Origin of the sequence: Marinobacter flavimaris (assembly GCF_002933295.1) — a bacterium.
Taxonomy (GTDB): domain Bacteria; phylum Pseudomonadota; class Gammaproteobacteria; order Pseudomonadales; family Oleiphilaceae; genus Marinobacter; species Marinobacter flavimaris.
Genome location: NZ_PSSW01000003.1, coordinates 188,034 through 207,094 on the forward strand (window position 1 = coordinate 188,034; position 19,061 = coordinate 207,094).

The 19,061-nt window shown below is 58.5% G+C and carries 20 protein-coding genes; 11 read left to right on the forward strand and 9 right to left on the reverse strand.

Features of this window, described 5'->3' with window-relative positions; genetic code table 11:
* Positions 1-109 precede the first annotated feature (109 nt).
* On the forward strand, positions 110-727 hold the full coding sequence (locus tag MDHKLMBL_RS06900) for a hypothetical protein (protein ID WP_104270436.1): 618 nt from the start codon (positions 110-112) through the stop codon (positions 725-727).
* Positions 728-745: 18 nt separating this feature from the next.
* Here the strand turns inward: MDHKLMBL_RS06900 and MDHKLMBL_RS06905 are convergent, their stop codons facing one another.
* The 4 genes from MDHKLMBL_RS06905 to MDHKLMBL_RS06920 form a co-directional block, all read right to left on the reverse strand.
* Entirely contained in the window at positions 746-1,876 is a 1,131-nt protein-coding gene (locus MDHKLMBL_RS06905) for a HupE/UreJ family protein (protein WP_241956189.1), read from the reverse strand.
* A complete protein-coding gene (locus MDHKLMBL_RS06910; RefSeq protein ID WP_104270437.1) occupies positions 1,873-2,991 on the reverse strand; it encodes a tetratricopeptide repeat protein in 1,119 nt (372 codons plus the stop codon). The genes MDHKLMBL_RS06905 and MDHKLMBL_RS06910 overlap by 4 nt, the downstream gene beginning before the upstream one ends.
* 76 nt (positions 2,992-3,067) lie before the next feature.
* Positions 3,068-3,304 (reverse strand): hypothetical protein, encoded by a 237-nt coding sequence (locus tag MDHKLMBL_RS06915; RefSeq protein ID WP_241956190.1) that lies wholly within the window; start codon positions 3,302-3,304, stop codon positions 3,068-3,070.
* Positions 3,305-3,317: 13 nt separating this feature from the next.
* On the reverse strand, positions 3,318-4,802 hold the full coding sequence (locus MDHKLMBL_RS06920) for a DUF4331 domain-containing protein (RefSeq protein WP_104270438.1): 1,485 nt from the start codon (positions 4,800-4,802) through the stop codon (positions 3,318-3,320).
* A gap of 156 nt (positions 4,803-4,958) precedes the next feature.
* Here MDHKLMBL_RS06920 and MDHKLMBL_RS06925 point away from each other — a divergent pair, with 156 nt between their 5' ends.
* Both MDHKLMBL_RS06925 and MDHKLMBL_RS06930 read left to right on the forward strand, forming a co-directional pair.
* Positions 4,959-5,516: a sigma-70 family RNA polymerase sigma factor gene (locus MDHKLMBL_RS06925; protein WP_092033033.1), complete on the forward strand. Its 558-nt coding sequence runs from the start codon at positions 4,959-4,961 to the stop codon at positions 5,514-5,516.
* A complete protein-coding gene (locus MDHKLMBL_RS06930; protein WP_092033032.1) occupies positions 5,513-6,214 on the forward strand; it encodes an anti-sigma factor in 702 nt (233 codons plus the stop codon). The genes MDHKLMBL_RS06925 and MDHKLMBL_RS06930 overlap by 4 nt, the downstream gene beginning before the upstream one ends.
* A gap of 7 nt (positions 6,215-6,221) precedes the next feature.
* On the opposite strand, the gene MDHKLMBL_RS06935 is transcribed toward MDHKLMBL_RS06930, so the two are convergent.
* The gene (locus MDHKLMBL_RS06935; protein ID WP_104270439.1) at positions 6,222-7,643 is read right to left on the reverse strand and encodes an HDOD domain-containing protein; all 1,422 of its coding nucleotides are present in this window, start codon (positions 7,641-7,643) and stop codon (positions 6,222-6,224) included.
* Positions 7,644-7,854: 211 nt separating this feature from the next.
* On the opposite strand from MDHKLMBL_RS06935, the gene MDHKLMBL_RS06940 reads away from it, so the two are divergent.
* From MDHKLMBL_RS06940 to MDHKLMBL_RS06950, 3 genes are all read left to right on the forward strand, one after another.
* Positions 7,855-8,862, forward strand: coding sequence for a methionine ABC transporter ATP-binding protein (locus tag MDHKLMBL_RS06940; protein WP_104270440.1), 1,008 nt, complete (start codon positions 7,855-7,857; stop codon positions 8,860-8,862).
* Positions 8,862-9,527, forward strand: coding sequence for a methionine ABC transporter permease (locus MDHKLMBL_RS06945; protein WP_008176989.1), 666 nt, complete (start codon positions 8,862-8,864; stop codon positions 9,525-9,527). The genes MDHKLMBL_RS06940 and MDHKLMBL_RS06945 overlap by 1 nt, the downstream gene beginning before the upstream one ends.
* 186 nt (positions 9,528-9,713) lie before the next feature.
* Positions 9,714-10,496 carry a MetQ/NlpA family ABC transporter substrate-binding protein gene (locus MDHKLMBL_RS06950; protein WP_053113603.1) on the forward strand — a complete coding sequence of 261 codons (783 nt, stop codon included), beginning with the start codon at positions 9,714-9,716 and terminating at the stop codon, positions 10,494-10,496.
* Positions 10,497-10,608: 112 nt separating this feature from the next.
* On the opposite strand, the gene MDHKLMBL_RS06955 is transcribed toward MDHKLMBL_RS06950, so the two are convergent.
* Together MDHKLMBL_RS06955 and MDHKLMBL_RS06960 are read right to left on the reverse strand one after the other, a co-directional pair.
* Positions 10,609-11,262, reverse strand: coding sequence for a peroxiredoxin (locus MDHKLMBL_RS06955; protein ID WP_104270441.1), 654 nt, complete (start codon positions 11,260-11,262; stop codon positions 10,609-10,611).
* Positions 11,263-11,384: 122 nt separating this feature from the next.
* Complete coding sequence (locus MDHKLMBL_RS06960) at positions 11,385-12,746, reverse strand: alanine/glycine:cation symporter family protein (RefSeq protein ID WP_104270442.1); 1,362 nt, start codon at positions 12,744-12,746, stop codon at positions 11,385-11,387.
* 182 nt (positions 12,747-12,928) lie between these two features.
* On the opposite strand from MDHKLMBL_RS06960, the gene MDHKLMBL_RS06965 reads away from it, so the two are divergent.
* Entirely contained in the window at positions 12,929-13,360 is a 432-nt protein-coding gene (locus MDHKLMBL_RS06965) for a CBS domain-containing protein (RefSeq protein ID WP_041645917.1), read from the forward strand.
* Between the two features lie 29 nt (positions 13,361-13,389).
* Positions 13,390-14,232, forward strand: a complete 843-nt coding sequence (fghA, locus tag MDHKLMBL_RS06970; protein WP_104270443.1) for an S-formylglutathione hydrolase — start codon at positions 13,390-13,392, stop codon at positions 14,230-14,232.
* A 14-nt stretch (positions 14,233-14,246) separates the two neighbouring features.
* On the opposite strand, the gene MDHKLMBL_RS06975 is transcribed toward fghA, so the two are convergent.
* Positions 14,247-15,371: an HD-GYP domain-containing protein gene (locus MDHKLMBL_RS06975; RefSeq protein ID WP_104270444.1), complete on the reverse strand. Its 1,125-nt coding sequence runs from the start codon at positions 15,369-15,371 to the stop codon at positions 14,247-14,249.
* A gap of 5 nt (positions 15,372-15,376) precedes the next feature.
* Between MDHKLMBL_RS06975 and MDHKLMBL_RS20795 the strand changes: the two genes are divergently transcribed.
* The gene (locus MDHKLMBL_RS20795; RefSeq protein WP_146083410.1) at positions 15,377-15,601 is read left to right on the forward strand and encodes a hypothetical protein; all 225 of its coding nucleotides are present in this window, start codon (positions 15,377-15,379) and stop codon (positions 15,599-15,601) included.
* Positions 15,602-15,648: 47 nt separating this feature from the next.
* Positions 15,649-16,659, forward strand: coding sequence for a GGDEF domain-containing protein (locus MDHKLMBL_RS06980; protein ID WP_104270445.1), 1,011 nt, complete (start codon positions 15,649-15,651; stop codon positions 16,657-16,659).
* Here MDHKLMBL_RS06980 and MDHKLMBL_RS06985 read toward each other — a convergent pair.
* A complete protein-coding gene (locus tag MDHKLMBL_RS06985) occupies positions 16,623-18,044 on the reverse strand; it encodes an MATE family efflux transporter (RefSeq protein WP_104270446.1) in 1,422 nt (473 codons plus the stop codon). The genes MDHKLMBL_RS06980 and MDHKLMBL_RS06985 overlap by 37 nt on opposite strands.
* A gap of 85 nt (positions 18,045-18,129) precedes the next feature.
* Between MDHKLMBL_RS06985 and MDHKLMBL_RS06990 the strand changes: the two genes are divergently transcribed.
* On the forward strand, positions 18,130-19,002 hold the full coding sequence (locus MDHKLMBL_RS06990; protein ID WP_041646450.1) for a carboxylate/amino acid/amine transporter: 873 nt from the start codon (positions 18,130-18,132) through the stop codon (positions 19,000-19,002).
* Positions 19,003-19,061: the final 59 nt, after the last annotated feature.

A 19,061-nucleotide genomic window follows, 5' to 3' on the forward strand; every position in this document is an offset into this window, starting at 1 on the left:
GCTGGGGAAACTCCACGTTTATCTTTGTAGCCGGAACAGGCTATGCTGTTAGTCAGGAAGACCCCTTCTTCCTGATAGATCCTGATGGCATCGAGGAGGCGAGCGTATTATGAACCAACCGATGGCAATCGATGAACTGGTATCAGTAGCACAGGCCGAGGCCATGGGGGAGTTAGACGCCCCGATGATGGCTATCGTTCTGTCCAGCGAACAAAGCTACGACTTGCCCATCAATTCCCTTGAAACCGATGCCGATAAGGCCCGCTGGGGTTTGATCCTCCGCGCCGCCCGCGAGCATGTGGAAGCGGATGCTGTGGCCGTGCTCTACCCGGCCTGGACCACCATCCGTCACAAGAAACCTGAAGTGGAGGCCGAGTCGGCTCCCGAAACCCTTGCGGAGGAATCTGAAGGCTCTGACGATTCAGACGGACCTATAGACACCCTGTTCGTGCAGCTGCACACCAGGGACCACGTTTACTGGCGGGGGTTTGAGCAGATTCGGGACCCCAAACACCAGCGCATCATCGGCTTTCGCCGGATCAAGGCGCTGTCCACCGATTACACGCGGGACGAAGCGCCTTCGGTTGCCTCCTGGCTGAGCACCCTGTTCGAGCCACTGCCGGAAGAAGGTGAAGAGACCACCGTGGATCGCGAGCTGGCCGACCTGCTGGAAGAGCCGGAAGTCAGCGCAGCGCTCTACCCGCGTCAAATGCGGGCTCTGCACTAGGGGTGATCCGGTGCGCGCTCAGAACAGGGGCGCGCGCTGGACAACCCAGAACAGGCTGATAGCACCTATGCCTGCCAGCATCACTGGCACGGCGCCCTTTTGATACATCCGATTTTTACCAAGGTAATACAGCACCGGGAATCCCACCACCAGCAGCGCCAGCTGACCGATTTCCACACCGAGGTTGAAACCTGCCAGCGACACCGCCAGCCCGGATACGCCACTGGTGAGATCGCCCAGAACACTGGCGAAGCCAAAACCGTGCACCAGACCGAATCCGAACGCGAGCTTCCAGGTTTTGCGCCCAAGAATCGGCCAGGCCACGTTCAATGCTGCCAAGCCAATGGAAAGCGCGATAAACGTTTCCACCCATGCGATGGGCAGTGAAACGATATCGAGGGCGGCCAGCGCCAGCGTGATGGAGTGCGCCAAGGTAAAGGCCGTGATAATGCCGGCCAGTTCAAGCAGACGGCCCCGCAAGGCTCGTAACTGGCCGCTGGATGCCTGGTTTTTGGCAGTGGACAGCGTTGCCGGAATGACCAGAACCAGCAGAAACAGGATGTGGTCCAGGCCGATAAGTAGGTGGATAACGCCCTCGTAAACGAAGGTGGTAAACACACCGAAATAGCCCGGGGTGTCCGTGCCTGTCAGATCCAGCGTTCGGGAATCGGGCCCCAGTACGGTCAGACGTTTCTGCCCATCATCGTCAAGGCTCACCAGGCCCCGATGCAGTGCATCCTGTTCAAACAGCAGGTTGTACTCAAGCGCTCTCGGCGGCTCACCATCGGGGCACTGGATAGCGTAACGGGCGGCGGAATAGAATCCGTCACTGTGCTCGCTGATGCCCCATTTCCTGCCGGCCAGACCGCAGTTGCCACTGCTGTTCGAAAAGCTCAGGGCAGATTCCACGGTTCGCGTGATCTCGGGTCTTGCCTGTCGCAGTTCCTCACCCGATACCTGACGATTGCCGTTGCTATCAATGCTCGTCAGCAGCGCGAGGTCACGTAGTGCAACATCGATTCGAAGCTCGGTCGGGCCGCTGTCCAGGTACAGAAAGCTGTCGCTTGCCTTGTGGCCCGAAGCCATCCCACTGGCTGTTAACAGCCCCACCGTAAGCAAAGCGAGCCAGATTCTTCCTGTGACCGTCATTGTTTGAACTCCGGATAGCGGGCATCGCTCTGCCCCTGCTCTTTGAGCCAGTCCCTGACACGCTGGTATTGGACTGTGTCGTTTGCGGCGAGGGCCGATCTCAGTAACAGTCGTGTGTCCAGCGGCTCCCTCTGACTTTCCCAGTTTTCAATGGCCAGTCTCAGCGCCTCTTGCGGCTGGTTTTCGATATCCAGCTCGAATCGGGCCACATCCCTGGCATGCAATAAAGCGCCTCGCCAGCGGGCCTCTTCAAACCGTTGCCGTAAACGACTGTTCAGTTCGTTACTGTCGGGGTGGCCCATGCGCTCCATGGCGATGGCCCGAATTACGGCGAGTGTGTCAACGGCCTCGAATCCCTGGGTGAGCGTCAAAACCTGCTCGAAATGGCCTTTCCCAAGATGCCAATCCGCGAGCTGGGCCCGGACATAAAGGTCGTTCGGTGTCGCCTTCACTACTCTTTGCCAATGCACTTTGGCCTCAGGCAATCCCGCCTGGGCAGCGATGTCCCCGAGAGTGCCCTCGGCCCAGAGTCGGCTGGTGGAATCGGCAGGCTGGCGATTTATCGACTCGGCGAGTTGTGACGCAAGATTCCGATAGGCTTTTTCAGGGTCGGCGGTCCTCGCCTGCACGGAAGCCAGGCAGCTCTGGGCTATCAGGCCCGGATAGGCAGACTGAAGTGCCCGACAATGCTGCTCAGCCTCTTTGTAACGACCTTGAACCAGCTCAAGGTTGGCCAGGGTCAGGCGAGCCTGGATACGTTGTTGCGTGTCCGAAGAGGTTGAAATTACCCGTTCAAGATCGGAACGGGCGGAATCAAATTGATGCAGGCTCTGGCGCAAAGTCGCTCGGAGGACCCGCAGACGGTCGGTTAACTGTTCTTCGGGCCAGCGATTGACCAGTGTCTGGGCATACCCCAGATATCTCGGGTCGCCACTGGCTCTGGCTTGTGTGATCAGTATTTGCAGCCGGTCCCCGGCCTCCTCGGGTGAATCCGTCTCCCGGAAGACCTCGGCAGCAGAGCGGGGTAATTCGGTCAGTATCTGATCAACCCCGAAGTCGGTGATAATTGGATCAGGCGCGGCCTGCGCCTGAAAGGCCGCGAATGTGGCGATCAACCAAAAAGGCCTGCCCCGAAGGGCAGGCAAGGAAAAGACCGGCCCGAGACAACGGGAAAACCGGCCACCTGGAGGTTTATTGAAGCAGGTCATCGAAAGCCTGTGGATTGTTCTGGTCATTGAAACTCAGGTCGATCCCGTTGACGTTCGCCGGCTGGGCGTCGTCGGTTGTCCGGGCGAACTGGGTTTTAACAAACTCCGTGAAATCAATGGTCGGAGCCGGCGCCTCCGCCCGGCTGTTCGACCCATCGAAGCAGCCGGCCATGAATAGCGCCATCGCGCAGATCGCCGTGAGCTTTGTGAATAATTTCATAGCCATCTCCCGGTTATTCGTTGGGTGAACCGGCGATTGGTGTCGCCAGGTAAGGGAACGACTCGTAGTCCGCAGGCAGGCTGGCAGGATCTGCTGCCAACTGGACGCCATCTGTGTACTCGAGGCTGCCATCGGGCGCATCGGCAGGGTCTGCCAGTACACCCATGGCGACCCGAAGTGCGATGTCGACGGTGTCATCGTAAGGCCGGCGGCCATTCGGGAAGCCGGCGTTGTCACCGGCCAGAACACCGAGGTCGTTCTGGCTGTCCAGAGGGGTTGGCGCAATGGCGGGCGTCAGTCGCAGCATCTCGGAGGCGGTTACGCCAACGGGCATATTGACGCCGGGCACGCCGGTCAGGAAGGCCGTGACCAGATCGTTGCGCGGAAAGTTGTTCGGCGCGGTCACGGGGAACAGCACTTCCAGAAGCTCTGGCAGTGTCGGGTGAGTAACATAGGTGGCGAACTGGCCATCGTCCTTGGGTTCGCTGGCGTTGAAACGGTCTTTGTCCTTGAGGCCGATAACCACTTCGTTAACCAGCGGCATGCCCAGGCGGGAAACCTGGGTGTAGGCACCACCTTCAACGGTTGCGCCACGGCTTTCCGTACTGGGGGCAGGATTGATGATGCGTGCCTGACGAACGCTCGCCGTTGTCCAGGCACCAATGACCGGCTGGCCGTTGGAATTCATAGCGGTGCCGGTCAGGCACTCGGTGGGCACTTCCAGGGCAAAGGAGGTCACGTTCTTGTCGGCCAGATCACCGGGACCTTCTCCATCCCGGGCGCCCAGGGGGTTGGTGTTCACCAGGTCGAAAATTTCGCCCAGGTTTACCGCAAACGCCTCCTGGCGCTGGCCGACAAACACACGACCGTTGGTGCCGCAGCCGGGAATGGCGATATCAAACACGTGCTGGCCGGCGTAACTGGCGTAATCACCAAAGGACTTTGCACCTATGTTGTCCAACGGTTTATCGAAAGTTTCAGTGCCCGTGTTCACGTTGGTGGCGGCTTGCACGGCGCCCGTGCGGCGATCGCCGGAAATGACGTCCACCGAGTAGGTTTGTCGCAACTGAACGTTGCCGGCGTCACTTGCGTCGCCAATGTTCTTGAGGGGTACAGACACCATCCGCTGGTCGCCATCCGGCCCGACCGGCAACTGAATATCGTTCAGGCTATCTTCCAGCTGAAAACGGAACGTCAGATCCTCAACGGCATCGCCGTCGTTGTCGACGTGAATCTCATAGATGGCATCGTCGTCCAGATCAAAATAGTTGGGACCGCCATAGGCGTCCTGCAGAGGCAGGTAATTGGCAATAAGGGTCACAAAATCCGCCCTGCCGGACTCGTAGCTCCGAAACATGTAGAAGTCGGTGCCATCGACTTTCGGGATTTCTGTGATGAAGGGCGCTTCACGGTGACTCGAAGCCTGGGCCAGGCCGGTGGCGAGGCAGGTTCCGGCCACGGCGATAGCGAGGCTGGACCGCTTCAGAATTGTTTTCATGTTGTTTTCCTCTCTGTGTTTGGGTGCGTCGGGGGAAGGAACGGGTGGTGGACGTCAAAAGTTGCAGCTGTTGCAAAAAAACTTTCTTGGTAGACACGCAACTTCCGCGTTCCCGCGCTCGTACCTTTTGCAGTTACCAGAAAAATGAGGGTGTTTATGGCTTATGCCGAGGTGAATCAGGACGAGTTGATGCGCTTGCTGCGGTCAGTGGCAAGGAAGGACCGGAAAGCGTTTCAAGAACTCTATAGCAAGGTCGCGGCGAGGATGTTCGGCCTTTGCATCAAGCTGGCAAACCATCGTGAGCTGGCCGAGGAAGCAATGCAGGAGAGCTTTATTCAGATCTGGCATCACGCGGGCGAGTACCATCGGGACAGGGGTGCGCCGCTCGGTTGGATGATGACCATTGCGCGCTACCGGACCCTGGACCTGATGCGAGCCCGCAAAGTACGGCAGACGACCGGAGATGAGCACCTTGACAAGGTTGAGGACAACCGTGGTGGACCTCTGGATGACTCCTTGCGGATCTCCGGGTCGGCCCAGCTCACGGGGTGCCTTGAAGAGCTCAGTGATGTTCAGCGTGACAGCATTCTGCTCGCCTACTACCGGGGTTTCACTCACGATGAGCTGTCGAAAACCCTGAGCTCACCCGTTGGGACGGTGAAAAGCTGGATTCGAAGGGGGCTTATGGCATTGAAGAGGTGTCTTGAGCGATGAAAAAAACACCCGAGCGCGTAGAGATTCTTGCGGCGGAATATGTTCTGGGTTCTTTGAAAGGCCCTGCTCGCCTCCGCTTCGAGGGATGGATGATGGAATCCGGTCGGGTTCGTCAGGAAGTCTGGTTCTGGGAGCAGCAGCTCGGCGCCCTGTCGACGATCGCCATCCCGGAGACGCCCCCGCCAAGCATCTGGTCGGGCATCCAGCAACGGTTGTGGCCCGAACACTCCAAACCGAAAGCCCCGGTTTCCTCAAGAGCCGGATGGTTTTGGCCAGGCTGGGGATTGACGGCAACCGCAGCGGCGGTCTTTTTCGCCGTTCTGTTAGTTTTACAGCCGTCTCCCGTTCCAGAAAGGCCCATGTTAGCCGGGGCGATCATCGAGGCCGAACTTGGCGACCCGCTGTGGCTGTTAAGTGAGACGGATCGTGGCAACCTGCTGAAATTGCGCGCTGTTGCCGCAGGCTCCGCGGAGTCCGGTAAGGATTATGAGCTCTGGGTTGTACCAGAGGAGGGGCGGCCTCTTTCGCTAGGGGTCCTGCCGGCGAGTGAAACTCACCAGGTGGGGCTGTCGGATGAAGCTCAGAGCTCATTGAGCGGCAGCCGGACCCTTGCGATCAGTCTCGAACCCGAAGGTGGCTCACCGACTGGGGCTCCAACCGGGCCGATTCTGCACGTCACCAAGCTCTACGAGCTGTGAACGAGCGTTAATGTGTAGAGATCAGGCTCAGGCAGAGCTGCGCATTCTGGATAAAGTGGCCAAACGCTGATAACTGCTCTTTTGAGGGTAGGTAAGCGCCGGCTGCATTGTCCGCGTAAAACAGGCCGATCAGACGACCATTCGCCTTGATCGGCCCGATAAGCGCCGGCACTTTGCCAAGCCACTGATCGTAAGGTACGCCTTCCGAGTTCCGTTTGGGTTCGTAGATGCTGCAATGGGCATGGGGCAGAAGCGAGCCCAGTGGCCCGCTGCCATCCTTACGGATTACAAAATGCTGTCGCCATTCTTCGGTGCCGCGGCCTCCGAGCTTTCGGGGCACCAGTTCGTTGCCGGTTCGGTCACTCATCAGCAGAGCGACTCGCTGCATACCGACAGCCCTGTGGATGCCCTCAATGATCAACTGGCATACTTCGTTGATGTCCGGTTTCTCCGCCAGGCAATGGCTCAATTCACGCAGAATTTCCAGCTGAAGTTCCGGGTCCATTTCCGGAGCCGTCGCCCCGCTGTCGCCGGCCTTGCCTTCGGCGCCCGGCATCATGGCGGTTACCTGGGGGATGCCGAGGGAGACTGCCACCCGAGTCGCCTCCGAGGCGTTTACCTTGAGCCGGTCGCGAACCACGGCCGGGCTCTCGCCAATGTCCTTGCCCAGGCGTTCGAGTAGCTTATCCATTTCCGGACCGCTCCAGCCCTGTTCCGACAGTCGGGCCATTTCCACGGAATTCCGCACCAGGCTAGAAGCCATGGAATTGGCCTGACCCGGAGACACAACATCCCTGATAAATGGCCCGAGGGACCAGGCCTCCACAAGACCGCGGGTGATTTCGGTAAACGTTGAGTGCAGAACGGCTTTCTGGGCCTCAACCGGCGATTCCTCAAGCCGCAGTCGTTCCTCGAGTTCCATCGCCTGTTGTGTCTCGCAGGACCAGAACGCCAGCTCGCCGATGTTCATCAGCAAGGCGCCGATAAAAACCTCTTCCAGGGCCGTTTCATTCCGTTTGGGCATCAGACTCCGGGCCTGAACCGCGGCGTGAATGGCTCGTGCCAGGCAGCGCAAGAGGTGCGGGCGGTCGTTGCGTTTCAGGAGCGCGTCGACGATCAGCGAGGAAATGGCCATGGATTTCACGGCATCGAAGCCGATCAGGGTAATAGCCCGGCTGACCGTGCTGACCTGCGTCCGCGTCTGGTTGTAGAACACGGTGTTGGACAGTCTCAGCACCTGGGAGGTGAGCTGGGCATCGTTGAGGATGACGTTGGCCAGTTCGTTAACCGTGCTGTTCCGGCTGTCCGTCAACTCATTGATACGCTTGAGAGTGTTGGCCAGAACCGGCAGCTCGACCTTGCTGAGATAAGTGACCCATGCCTGGGTGGAGTTCATCCGTGAGGGCGTTGGCTGTTTTTCAATGGTCACGTTTTGGCATCTCTGGGTGGCGCGGCTCTCGAAACGGAGGGAAATTAAGGTTCTTATGACATCCAAGTTTAGTTCAGGGCTGTGGCGGATGTCAGGTAACCGTTTGTGTAGGGATATCTACCCACACTGAGAATCATTTAGGAATTCGGGTTTGCCAACCGAATGGGCTATAATCGCCGGTTTTTAACGCTGCACCCACAAGGCGCTGACCGTGATTGTATTTGACCAGGTACAGAAGTCGTATCAGGTAGGCGGCCGGGCGATCCCCGCGCTTCATCCCACCGATATGACCATTGAAACCGGCGAGGTATTCGGCATCGTTGGCCATTCCGGCGCCGGTAAATCGACGCTGGTGCGTCTGATCAACCTGCTGGAACCACCCACCGGCGGCCGTATTCTGATCGACGACGAGAACATCACCGACTACGACGCTGCCGAACTCCGCGCCTTTCGCCGCAAGGTGGGAATGATCTTCCAGCACTTCAACCTGCTCTCGTCGAAAACGGTGGCGGACAACATTGCCTTCCCGATGAAGCTGGCGGGCATCTACTCGAAGGCCGAGATCCGGGATCGGGTTGAGGAACTGCTGGCCCGGGTCAGCCTTACCGATCACGCCAACAAATACCCATCGCAGCTTTCCGGCGGCCAGAAACAGCGAGTGGGCATTGCCCGCGCCCTGGCCTGCCGGCCCACGATCCTGCTATGCGACGAAGCCACCAGCGCCCTCGACCCGCAAACCACCCAGTCGGTGCTGAAGCTGCTGGCTGACATCAACCGGGAACTGGGCCTGACCATCGTACTGATCACCCACGAAATGGACGTGGTGCGCCGGGTCTGCGATCGCGTGGCAGTGATGGACGCTGGTGAAGTGGTCGAAATGGGCCCGGTCAGCGAGGTGTTCCTGCACCCGAAGCACCCGACCACACGAGACTTTGTCTTCGAGAGCGAAAGCATTGACCGGGACGAACTCCAGGAGGACCTGAGCAAGGCCAGCGGCCGGATCCTCCGCCTGACCTTCAAGGGCGAATCCACCTATAAACCGCTGCTGGGCAGCGTTGCCCGGGAGTCCGGCGTGGATTTCAGCATTCTTTCCGGCCGAATCGACCACATCAAGGACACACCCTACGGCCAGCTGACCCTGTCACTGGTGGGCGGTGATCTCGAGGTGGCCATGCAGGCGCTCAAGGCTGCCGACGTTCACGTGGAGGTGCTGCGCTGATGGAAGACCTGTTAAGCAATGTAGACTGGACCGAAATTGGCTGGGCCAGCTGGGATACCCTGGTGATGGTGGGTATGTCCCTGCTGTTCAGCGTCCTGATCGGCCTACCCATCGGCGTTCTTCTGTTCCTGTTCGGCAAACGCCAGCTGCTGGAACAGCCGGTGGCCTATGCGGTGCTGTCGTTCGTGGTGAACGTGCTCCGTTCGGTGCCATTCATCATCCTGCTGATCGTAATGATCCCCTTCACCGTAATGCTGATCGGCACGTCGCTGGGCGTCGCCGGAGCGATTCCGCCATTGGTTGCTGGCGGTGCACCGTTCTTCGCCCGTTTGGTTGAAACCTCCCTCAGGGAAGTGGACAGAGGCATCATCGAAGCCACCCAGGCCATGGGCGCCAGCGTGAAACAAATTATCTTCGGTGCCCTGTTACCAGAAGCGCTTCCGGGCATCATCGCCGGGATCACTGTAACTGCAATAACGCTGGTGTCCTACGCGGCCATGTCCGGCGTAATCGGTGGCGGCGGCCTCGGCGATCTGGCGATCCGCTTCGGCTATCAACGATTCCAGACCGACGTAATGGTCATTACAGTCGCGCTACTGGTTATTTTCGTACAGGTGCTGCAGATGGTCGGCGACCGTCTGGTTCTGTACTTCAGCCGCAAATAGGCTTGCCTTGGTGCAAGCCACTGGCGGGGAAGCCCTTCCGAAAAACGCCCGTAAATACGTCCCTGTAGGGCTCGGTCGCGCCATCCCTGGCGCTCCACGTTTTCGGAAGGGCTTCCCCGCCAGCGGCCCAGGCTTCTCAGGTGAGCCAGCAAGATTTTTTCTAACTGTTAACAGGAGAATTGATTTATGAATTTGAAGAAAACACTCGCAGCACTGGCTGCCGCAGCTACTTTCTCCGGCGCCGTCGCTGCCGAAGAGCTCTCTGTTGCCGCTACTCCCGTGCCTCATGCCGAGATTTTGGAATTCGTGAAGCCTCAGCTGGCCGAGCAGGGCGTGGAACTGGACGTGAAGGTATTCACTGATTACATCCAGCCGAATATCCAGGTGGACCAGAAGCGGATGGACGCCAACTTCTTCCAGCACCAGCCGTACCTGGATGAATTCAATGAAGGCCGTGGTACCAACCTGGTAACTGTGACCGGCGTTCACGTTGAGCCGTTTGGCGCCTACTCCAGCAAGATTGATTCGCTGGACGAGCTGAAAGAAGGTGCGGTGGTTGCCATTCCGAACGACCCCACCAACGGTGGCCGTGCGCTGCTGCTCCTGCAGAAGGCCGGCGTTATCACCCTGAAAGACGAGAGCAAGATCACTGCAACACCCCGTGATATCGCCGATAACCCGAAAGATCTCGACTTCAAGGAACTGGAAGCTGCCACCCTGCCCCGTATCCTGAACCAGGTCGACCTGGCGCTGATCAATACCAACTATGCGCTGGAAGCCGGTCTGAACCCGTCTGAAGACGCGCTGGTGATCGAGGGCTCCGAGTCACCTTATGTGAACATTCTGGTCGCCCGTCCGGACAACAAGGACAGCGAGGCTATGCAGAAACTGGCTGCGGCTCTGAAGTCTGATGCGGTTCGCGACTTCATCATGGAAAAGTATGAGGGTGCCGTTGTTCCGGCGTTCTGATAGTTGAAGTATTGGGGTCAGATGAAAGCGTTCATCTGACCCCACTTTCACAAAAAAGGCCGGACAGCTGCTTAAGCTGCCCGGCCTTTTTATTTGGATTGAAGGCTGATGATCAGTCACCGCTCCAATTGGCTTTCGGGTCTGGTGTCATCCGAAGGTAGGATTTCACAGCCTTGTAGCCTTGCGGAAAGCGTTGCTTGATTTCTTCCTCATCCTGAAGGGATGGAACGATAACCACGTCGCCACCACGCTCCCAGTTGCCCGGGGTCGCGACCTTGTGTTCGTCGGTCAGCTGCAGCGAATCGATCACCCGCAGAACTTCGTTGAAGTTACGACCGGTGCTGGCCGGGTAGGTAATCATCAAGCGAACCTTCTTGTTCGGGTCGATCACGAACAGCGAGCGCACGGTAAGGCTGCTGTCGGCATTCGGGTGAATCATGTCGTACAGCTGGGACACCTTGCGATCATGGTCTGCAATGATCGGGAAGTTTACCGCGCAGCCCTGGGTTTCATTGATGTCCTTGATCCACTCGTGGTGGGAATCGACCGGATCAACGCTCAGTGCGATGGCCTTGACGCCGCGCTTGGCGAACTCGTCCTTCAGTTTGGCGGTCAGGCCCAGCTCGGTGGTGCAGACCGGGGTGAAATCCGCCGGGTGCGAGAACAGCACGCCCCAGCTGTTGCCCAGCCAGTCGTAAAACGAAATCTTCCCTTCACTGGAGTCCTGTTCAAAATCAGGGGCGGTATCTCCGAGACGTAAAGTCATGTGTACTCTCCTTTGATCATGTTAGTGACAATTTCGTTTGTTATGCCGGCCCTGAAACGGCCGGGTTGTGTTCTGAGTGTATACGACAAACCTTGGTGCCAGATGAAGCAATTACAAGGGGCTCAGACCCCCAGCGCTTTCTCCTTCTCAAAATGCTCACGGGTGAGCTTGAACACAATCGGGCTCAGCATCAGCAGGGCAATCAGGTTCGGCAATGCCATCATGGCATTCAGGGTGTCTGCCACCAGCCAGACAAAGCCCAGGTTCAGGGTGGCACCCACCGGGATAGCCAGAATCCATGCAATGCGGTACGGCACGATGGCCTTTACGCCGAACAGGAACTCAATGCAGCGCTCACCATAGAACGACCAGCCCAGAATGGTTGTGAACGCAAAAACCGCGAGGGCAATGGCTACAAGATAGTTGCCAACGCCGGGCAGCGCCTCCTGGAATGCCATGGAGGTCAGTGCCGCCCCGGATTCCCCGGAGGTCCAGGTGCCGGAGGTGATAATCACCAGTCCGGTAATCGTGCAGATGATAATGGTATCGATGAAGGTGCCGAGCATGGCTACCATGCCCTGATTGATCGGGTTTCGGGTTTGTGCGGCGGCATGGGCAATGGGCGCGGAGCCCAGGCCGGCTTCATTGGAGAAGATGCCACGGGCCACCCCGAAGCGGATGGCTGCCCAGACTGCCGCACCGGCAAACCCACCCTCGGCGGCGATGGGGCTGAAAGCATGCTTGATCACCAGGGCGAAGGCGGCGGGAATATCCGCTGCGTTAATCGCCAGCACCACAAGCCCGGCGAGCAGATAGGAAACTGCCATCAACGGCACCAGGGCGCTGGCGACATGGCCAATCCTGCGGATACCGCCGATCAGGACCATACCCACCAGAACCATAAGAACGAGGCCGGTCACCCAGTGCGGCAGCCCAAAGTTGGTCTCCATGACATCGGCAACCGAATTTGCCTGCACAGTATTACCGATGCCGAAACCGGCGATGGCGGCAAAGACGGCAAACAGGACACCAAGCCAGGCCCACTTGCGACCCAGGCCGTTGCGGATGTAATACATGGGGCCGCCCACATGGGCACCGCGCTCGTCGACCTCACGGAAACGCACCGCCAGGACCGCCTCGGAATACTTGGTGGCCATGCCCACCAGGGCCGTAAGCCACATCCAGAAAAGCGCGCCGGGACCGCCAAGGAACACGGCAGTGGCAACCCCGGCGATGTTGCCGGTGCCTACGGTGGCTGAGAGCGCTGTCATCAACGCCTGGAACGGTGGGATTTCGCCCTCGGATTCAGCGCCCGCGGCGGTACGGCCTTTCCACATCAGCCGGAAGCCGGCACCCAACTTCAGCACCGGCATCAGCTTGAGCCCGAGGCTAAGAAACAGGCCGACGCCGAGAATGAGAACCAGCATGGGCGGGCCCCAGACCAGCCCGTTTATCTGCCCTACGAATTCAGAAATAGCTTCCATGGGATCTCCCTCTGTCTGCCATGGATTGGTTTGGATTTTTGACCCGGATTGGGTATAACCGACTGAGTTTAGTCAGAAATTTTCCCATGTAAACCGATGGCCCGGTAAAAGTGGTGGATTCAAGGGTGATTGCCTATGCTCATTACAATGGCGACCATCCACCGAGGAGAGAGATTCTGCCCATGCGTTCACTCAAAGTTTCAGATGTCATGTGGAACCACATCGAGCCGGTCCGTTGCGGCACGCAGCTCACCAAAGTGGTGAAGACGCTGCTCCACAACCACGTGACTGGTCTGCCGGTCGTTGATGACCAGCGCCATGTGATCGGTTTTATCTCCGAGCAGGATTGCATCCATGCTCTGCTGGTCAGCGGCTATCATCGGGAGGGCGACCCGCTCGTTGACGATGTCATGTTCCGGAAACCGGTCACGATTTCGGCAGAGATGTCGGTGGTCGATCTCGCCCAGAACCTCGGTGCGGGCAAGCCAAAGGTGTACCCTGTTGTGGATCACGGCAAACTGATCGGTATTGTCACGCGTACTGCTATCCTGGCCGAGCTGGCACGAACGGGCTTTGGTCTGGAACCGCCGAAGCACGCCAGTGCCGAATACTGAAACACACTTTTCCCAAAATTGAGGACACTATGGAACTCCTATCCACGAACGTCAGTTTCGAAGGCGAGCACCGCCGCTACCGGCATACCTCCGCTACCCTCGAATGCGACATGGAATTTGCGGTGTATCTGCCGCCCGTGGCTGTGGGCTCCAACCCGAAGAAGGTGCCAGTCCTCTACTGGCTGTCGGGGCTGACCTGCACCGACCAGAATTTCATGCAGAAAGCCGGCGCCCAGAAACGGGCCGCTCAGCTGGGTATGGCCATCGTTTGTCCTGACACCAGCCCCCGTGGAGTGAACCTGCCGGGCGAGGATGACAGTTATGACTTTGGCTCCGGCGCTGGCTTCTACATCAACGCCACCGAGCAACCCTGGGCACCCCATTACCGGATGTACGACTATGTGGTGAAGGAACTGCCGCAGTTGATCGAGAATGAATTGCCGGTAACAGACAAGCGCTCCGTCAGCGGCCACTCCATGGGCGGCCACGGCGCTCTGATCTGCGCCCTGAAGAATCCGGGCCGCTACGCCTCGGTGTCGGCGTTTGCGCCCATCGCCAACCCAACCGAGTGCCCCTGGGGTCGGAAAGCCTTCAAGGGCTATCTTGGAGACGATCCGCGAAGTTGGGAAGAATGGGATGCCACATTGCTCATTCCCACCGCTCGGGAGCGGTTGCCGCTACTGGTGGACCAGGGCACGGCGGACGAGTTTCTGGACAGCCAGCTGAACCCGGATGCGCTGGCGGACGCCTGTGAGAAGTTCCACCATCACATCAACCTGCGCATGCACCGGGGTTATGATCACAGCTATTTCTTCATTGCCTCATTCATTGATGATCACCTTGATCATCATGCAAAAGCACTGGGTTTATAGCATGGTGACGTTGGTCAGGAGCGGAAGCCCCAGACCAGGCTGAAGTCCATGGAAGGCATGACTTCCGGCTCTTCCAGGGACTGGATGCCGAAGTCCGGCTCGCTGGTGTCCCGCTCGAAGGTGCCGGTGTAACGGTTGCCACGGGGACCGAAAATGGCTTTCACGAACGGCCCCCGGGCCCGCACCGGCCGGCGGGTAACCACGCCCACTTCGTTGTTGTCGAGGCGTACCAGAATGCCCGGCGGATACTCCCCGAGAATCTGCAGCAGGGCCTTGGGGATGGCCGGTCGGAACTTGCCGTCGGCCAGGTTGGCAATCAGCTTCCGGGCGTCGGCCACATTCATGCGCTGCCGGTAGGCCCGTTTGGTGATCATGGCCACGTAACGCTCTGCCAGCGCCAGGATTTCCGCTTCGGGCCGTATTTCGGTGCCACTCAGACCTTTCGGATAGCCGCTGCCGTCGGCCTGCTCGTGGTGTTGCGCAATGATGGTCAGCAGCAGCTTGTTGTCGATACCGGCGGCCTGCAGGGCCTGGATGCTGCGTTCGGGGTGTTTGCGAATGACGCCGCGCTGTTCATCGTTCAGCACTGTATTGGACGCATTCAGCTTGTCGGCGATGGGCACGAGGGCAAGATTGGCGGTAAGGGCGGCAGCAGTCAGTACTGCAACTCGTTTCTCCTCCAGGCCGAATTGCCGGCCAATAAACTGGCAAAGAATGGCGTAAAACAGGATCTGTTCGTGAATGACCGGGCCGATTGAGTAGAGGTGAACCAGTGCCAGGGTTGCATCGGGTGATTCCGTGCATGTGCGCTCGATCATCCGGGCCAGGCCGAGCAGCCGTTTTTGGGCCGAGGGGTCGGAATCGGTAATGGCCTTCAGGGTTGCTTCGAGGGAATGGAGCAGATCCGGGTAATCGGCAAAGGGGTTCCTGTCCCGGGTATCCTCGAACGTTTCTTCCTGAGGGCGTTCGATTTTGCGAGGTTTGAATCGGCCGCGCTCGAACAATTGTTCCAGCTGGGAATCTGTCTGAATCACATAGCCCTGGCGCAGAAGGATATTACCGTCTGCATCGTAGACGTCCCAGGGCAGGGGCCGGCCGATGGTCAGCGCCCCGGGCGCAATTCGGACAAGTTCGGTCAAATCAGGTGTCTCTGGTACAGGTTAATTGTGTCGCCAGTGTAACCCCGAATGCGGCTGGGGCTCCACTGGCGCGGGCTGGCTCTGGCCAGGAAGCAGTGTGGTTTTACCTGATTTTACCGCTGCCCCTGTTTCGGGAGGAAGAAAAAATGAGCAAGCGTTCACACTTTGTCTTTTTTGATAGAGAATATGTAAAGAATCGTTGTCCTTTAACGATCATTCAAATTGGTTGAGCTATTCTGGGATTCTGGATAGTACTTTTGTCGGACGAAAACGCTAAATGCTCCATCGCCTCAAGACCGATTTCCGATTATCGATCATCACCCTGCTGGGGGTGAGCGCGTTTCTGGGGATTACTCCATTTGCCGTGATGCGCTACCTGCAGGGAAATCTGCTGGCCGGACTGGTGGATACAACGATTCTTCTCGGTATCTGCTCTGCGCTGGTCTATGCATGGGTAACCGGGGACACGCGACGAAGTGGCGTGGTTGTTGCCAGTGTTGCTTGTGGCGGCGCGGTCGTCGTGGGCATTGTGGTAGGCGAGCCGGGACTGTTCTGGTTATACCCGTGTCTTGTCGCTACCTTCTTTCTTGTTAATCCCAGGATTGCGGTAGCGCTGAACATTGTCTCGGTCATTGCTCTGATGGTTCATGGTGGGGCTTTCCGCTCTGATGTCCAGATGTGGTCGTTTGCTTCAACGGCCTTTGTGGTCAGTGCCTGCGCCTACGTCTTTGCCCACAGGAACCACGATCAGCGGGAGCGTCTGGAGCATCTGGCAACGATCGATCCGCTGACCGGCATCAAGAACCGGCGCTCAATGGATCAGGAGCTGGATCTGGCGGCAGCGAATGCCGAGCGTACCGGTTTGCCCTATGCCCTGGTCATGCTGGATATCGATCATTTCAAGAAGATCAACGATGAGCATGGCCATGGCGTGGGCGATGGTGTCTTGACCGATCTGGTGGCGCTGCTGAAACAGAACACCCGCAAGTCAGACCAGCTGTTCCGGTACGGTGGCGAAGAATTCGTACTGCTCCTGCCGGGTGTCGATGGCATTGGCCTCAAGGCCGTGATGAACAACCTGCAACAGGTGCTGCGCAAATACATGAAGCACCCCGGCGGTTCGGTGACGGCGTCGTTCGGCGTGGCACTGCTCGAGCATGGCGAGAGCGTTGATAGCTGGCTGGCCCGGGCGGATGCGGCACTCTATGAGGCCAAGGAAGCTGGCCGGGATTGTGTTGTATTTGCCGATGCTCAGCGCACGCCGGAGCTTGCAGCCGAAACGGCCTGATCGCTATTGGGAGCAAACAGAAAGAGTCTGCACCCCAACAGAATGCTGGCAGATGCCAGGCCACCCGTGAGGCCTACCCAGAAGCCGGCAGCCCCCATGGCCGGCACCAGCCAGTCCATGAACGTCAGCACATACCCCAGTGGCATACCAACGCCCCAGAATGAAAACAGCATGATGAACATGGGAATCCGGGTGTCCTTGTAACCCCGCAAGGCGCTGATGCAGGTTACCTGGATAACATCGGCAATCTGGAACAGGGCCGCAAACATCAGAAGCCTCACGGTGACCGCCTGTACCTCGGTATCACTGGTATAGAGCGCTGCGATCTCCCGGGAGAATACAAACAGCAGTATTGCAAAAACCAGCGCTGTAGCAGCCGCCAGAATCAGTGAACTTCGGGAGATGAGGCGTGCGGTGGCGGGCGCCCGGGCACCGATAAGGAAGCTGACCCGGAGAGTCAGCGCCATACCGATGCTCAACGGCAGCATGAACAGTAGAGATACCACGTTCAGGGCAATCTGGTGCCCGGCCACCACCACCGGGCCAAGGGGTGCCAGAAACAGAGCAATGACCGAGAACAGGCTGGCCTCGACAAAGATGGTGAAGCCGATGGGCACGCCGATGCCGAGGATGTAGCGCATGCCTGCCAGATCCGGCTTCACCCAATCGGCAATCAGGTGAAACTGACGGTAAACCCGGCTTCGGTTCAGATACACGAGCAGTGCCGCTGCCGCGACACCGTTGGAAATGGATGTGGCCCAGCCACAACCGACACCGCCCATCGCAGGTAGCCCCAACTTGCCGTAGATGAAGATGTAGTTCATCGGCAGATTGATCAGTGTGCTGAGTACAGAGAATGCCATGATCACGCGGGTGTGCCCGAGGCCATCGGTCAGGCCCCGTAGTGCCGTCATTAACAGCAGCGCCGGGATGCCCCAGGCAAAGGCGTTGAGGTAGCCCTGGGTGATACGTGCGGTATTGGCCTCCAGGTTCAGAAGCGCCAGCACCGGGTGCACGTGGGTCAGCAGCAGGATCATGATCACGGATCCGGCGGCGGCCAGGTAGAGCCCCTGCCAGGTTGCAGGCATGATTTTCCCCACCTCCCGGGCACCGTTGAAGCCGGAAATAATGGGCTGCAGTGCCCCCAGCATGCCCATGAAAAACAGGAACAGGGGCATCCACAGGCTGCTACCAATACCCACTGCCGCAAGATCCTCGGCACTCGCGTGGCCGGCCATGATGGTATCGATCACGCCGTTGGCCATCTGGGCCAGTTGGGCGATCAGGATCGGCCCGCCCAGAATGGCGAGGGTTCGCCACTCTGTCAGTGTTCTGGTGACCAGCGGCTGGCGGGGTTCCGGTAATGGCTGGTGGATCTCATCCATGGGGTTTTATCCCGTGTTTCTGCACTGCAAGTTTCTCCGAAAACCGTTAAAGTACGCGCCTTGATCACAACAGATGGCAGTGGCGATGGGACTTCTGGTTTTTGTTACCGTTCTGTGGGCGTTTTCATTCAGTCTGATCGGCGAATTTCTGGCCGGCCAGGTGGACAGCGATTTTGCGGTGCTCAGCCGTGTGCTGCTCGGTGCCCTGGTCTTTCTGCCGTTCACCCGTTGGCGGGGCGTGGCTTCCGGACAGAAGCTGGGTATTCTGGTTACCGGCATGCTGCAGTTCGGGATTACCTACCTCTGTCTGTACCGGTCCTTTAGCTACCTGACCGTCCCGGAAGTCCTGCTGTTCACGATTTTCACTCCGCTGTATGTGACCCTGCTTGATGACGCCCTGTTTCGCCGGTTTTCACCGGTGGCGCTCCTGGCTGCAGCCATCGCAACTGTCGGGGCGGGTATCATACGCTACGACGGGCTCAGTGAGGACTTCATTACCGGCTTCCTTTTGCTGCAGGTGGCGAATTTTACCTTTGCAGCCGGCCAGGTAGGTTACAAGCACGTGATGCAACACTACCAGAGTGATCTGCCGGGCTACCGAACCTTCGGCTATTTTTTCTTTGGCGCCCTGATTATTGCGTTGCCGTCCTTCCTGATATTCGGCAATGCCGAGAAGCTGCCGACCACACCGGTACAGTGGGGCATCCTGGCATGGCTGGGGCTTGCTGCCTCCGGCCTGGGTCTGTTCCTGTGGAATCGCGGTGCCTGTGTGGTTGACGCCGGCACCCTGGCTATCATGAACAATGCGTTGGTGCCTGCAGGCCTGATCGTCAACCTGCTGATCTGGAATCGCGATGCCGATTTGCTGAGGCTGGCGATTGGCGGTGGCGTGATTGCCTTCTCCCTCTGGGTAAACGCCCGCTTCCATCCCCGGGCCCGGCTGGCGGTTACGACATAAGTAACTGCACGCACTAAGGTTCCGCGAACCTCTGCCGTTACACTCCACATACGCAAGGT

Excerpts from the sequence above, each read along its gene's own strand:
- MDHKLMBL_RS06900 (WP_104270436.1), top strand. The coding sequence starts at position 110 with ATGAACCAACCGATGGCAATCGATGAACTGGTATCAGTAGCACAGGCC.
- MDHKLMBL_RS06905 (WP_241956189.1), bottom strand. The coding sequence starts at position 1,876 with ATGACGGTCACAGGAAGAATCTGGCTCGCTTTGCTTACGGTGGGGCTG.
- MDHKLMBL_RS06915 (WP_241956190.1), bottom strand. The coding sequence starts at position 3,304 with ATGAAATTATTCACAAAGCTCACGGCGATCTGCGCGATGGCGCTATTC.
- MDHKLMBL_RS06920 (WP_104270438.1), bottom strand. The coding sequence starts at position 4,802 with ATGAAAACAATTCTGAAGCGGTCCAGCCTCGCTATCGCCGTGGCCGGA.
- MDHKLMBL_RS06925 (WP_092033033.1), top strand. The coding sequence starts at position 4,959 with ATGGCTTATGCCGAGGTGAATCAGGACGAGTTGATGCGCTTGCTGCGG.
- MDHKLMBL_RS06930 (WP_092033032.1), top strand. The coding sequence starts at position 5,513 with ATGAAAAAAACACCCGAGCGCGTAGAGATTCTTGCGGCGGAATATGTT.
- MDHKLMBL_RS06945 (WP_008176989.1), top strand. The coding sequence starts at position 8,862 with ATGGAAGACCTGTTAAGCAATGTAGACTGGACCGAAATTGGCTGGGCC.
- MDHKLMBL_RS06950 (WP_053113603.1), top strand. The coding sequence starts at position 9,714 with ATGAATTTGAAGAAAACACTCGCAGCACTGGCTGCCGCAGCTACTTTC.
- MDHKLMBL_RS06955 (WP_104270441.1), bottom strand. The coding sequence starts at position 11,262 with ATGACTTTACGTCTCGGAGATACCGCCCCTGATTTTGAACAGGACTCC.
- MDHKLMBL_RS06960 (WP_104270442.1), bottom strand. The coding sequence starts at position 12,746 with ATGGAAGCTATTTCTGAATTCGTAGGGCAGATAAACGGGCTGGTCTGG.
- MDHKLMBL_RS06965 (WP_041645917.1), top strand. The coding sequence starts at position 12,929 with ATGCGTTCACTCAAAGTTTCAGATGTCATGTGGAACCACATCGAGCCG.
- fghA (WP_104270443.1), top strand. The coding sequence starts at position 13,390 with ATGGAACTCCTATCCACGAACGTCAGTTTCGAAGGCGAGCACCGCCGC.
- MDHKLMBL_RS06980 (WP_104270445.1), top strand. The coding sequence starts at position 15,649 with ATGCTCCATCGCCTCAAGACCGATTTCCGATTATCGATCATCACCCTG.
- MDHKLMBL_RS06985 (WP_104270446.1), bottom strand. The coding sequence starts at position 18,044 with ATGGATGAGATCCACCAGCCATTACCGGAACCCCGCCAGCCGCTGGTC.
- MDHKLMBL_RS06990 (WP_041646450.1), top strand. The coding sequence starts at position 18,130 with ATGGGACTTCTGGTTTTTGTTACCGTTCTGTGGGCGTTTTCATTCAGT.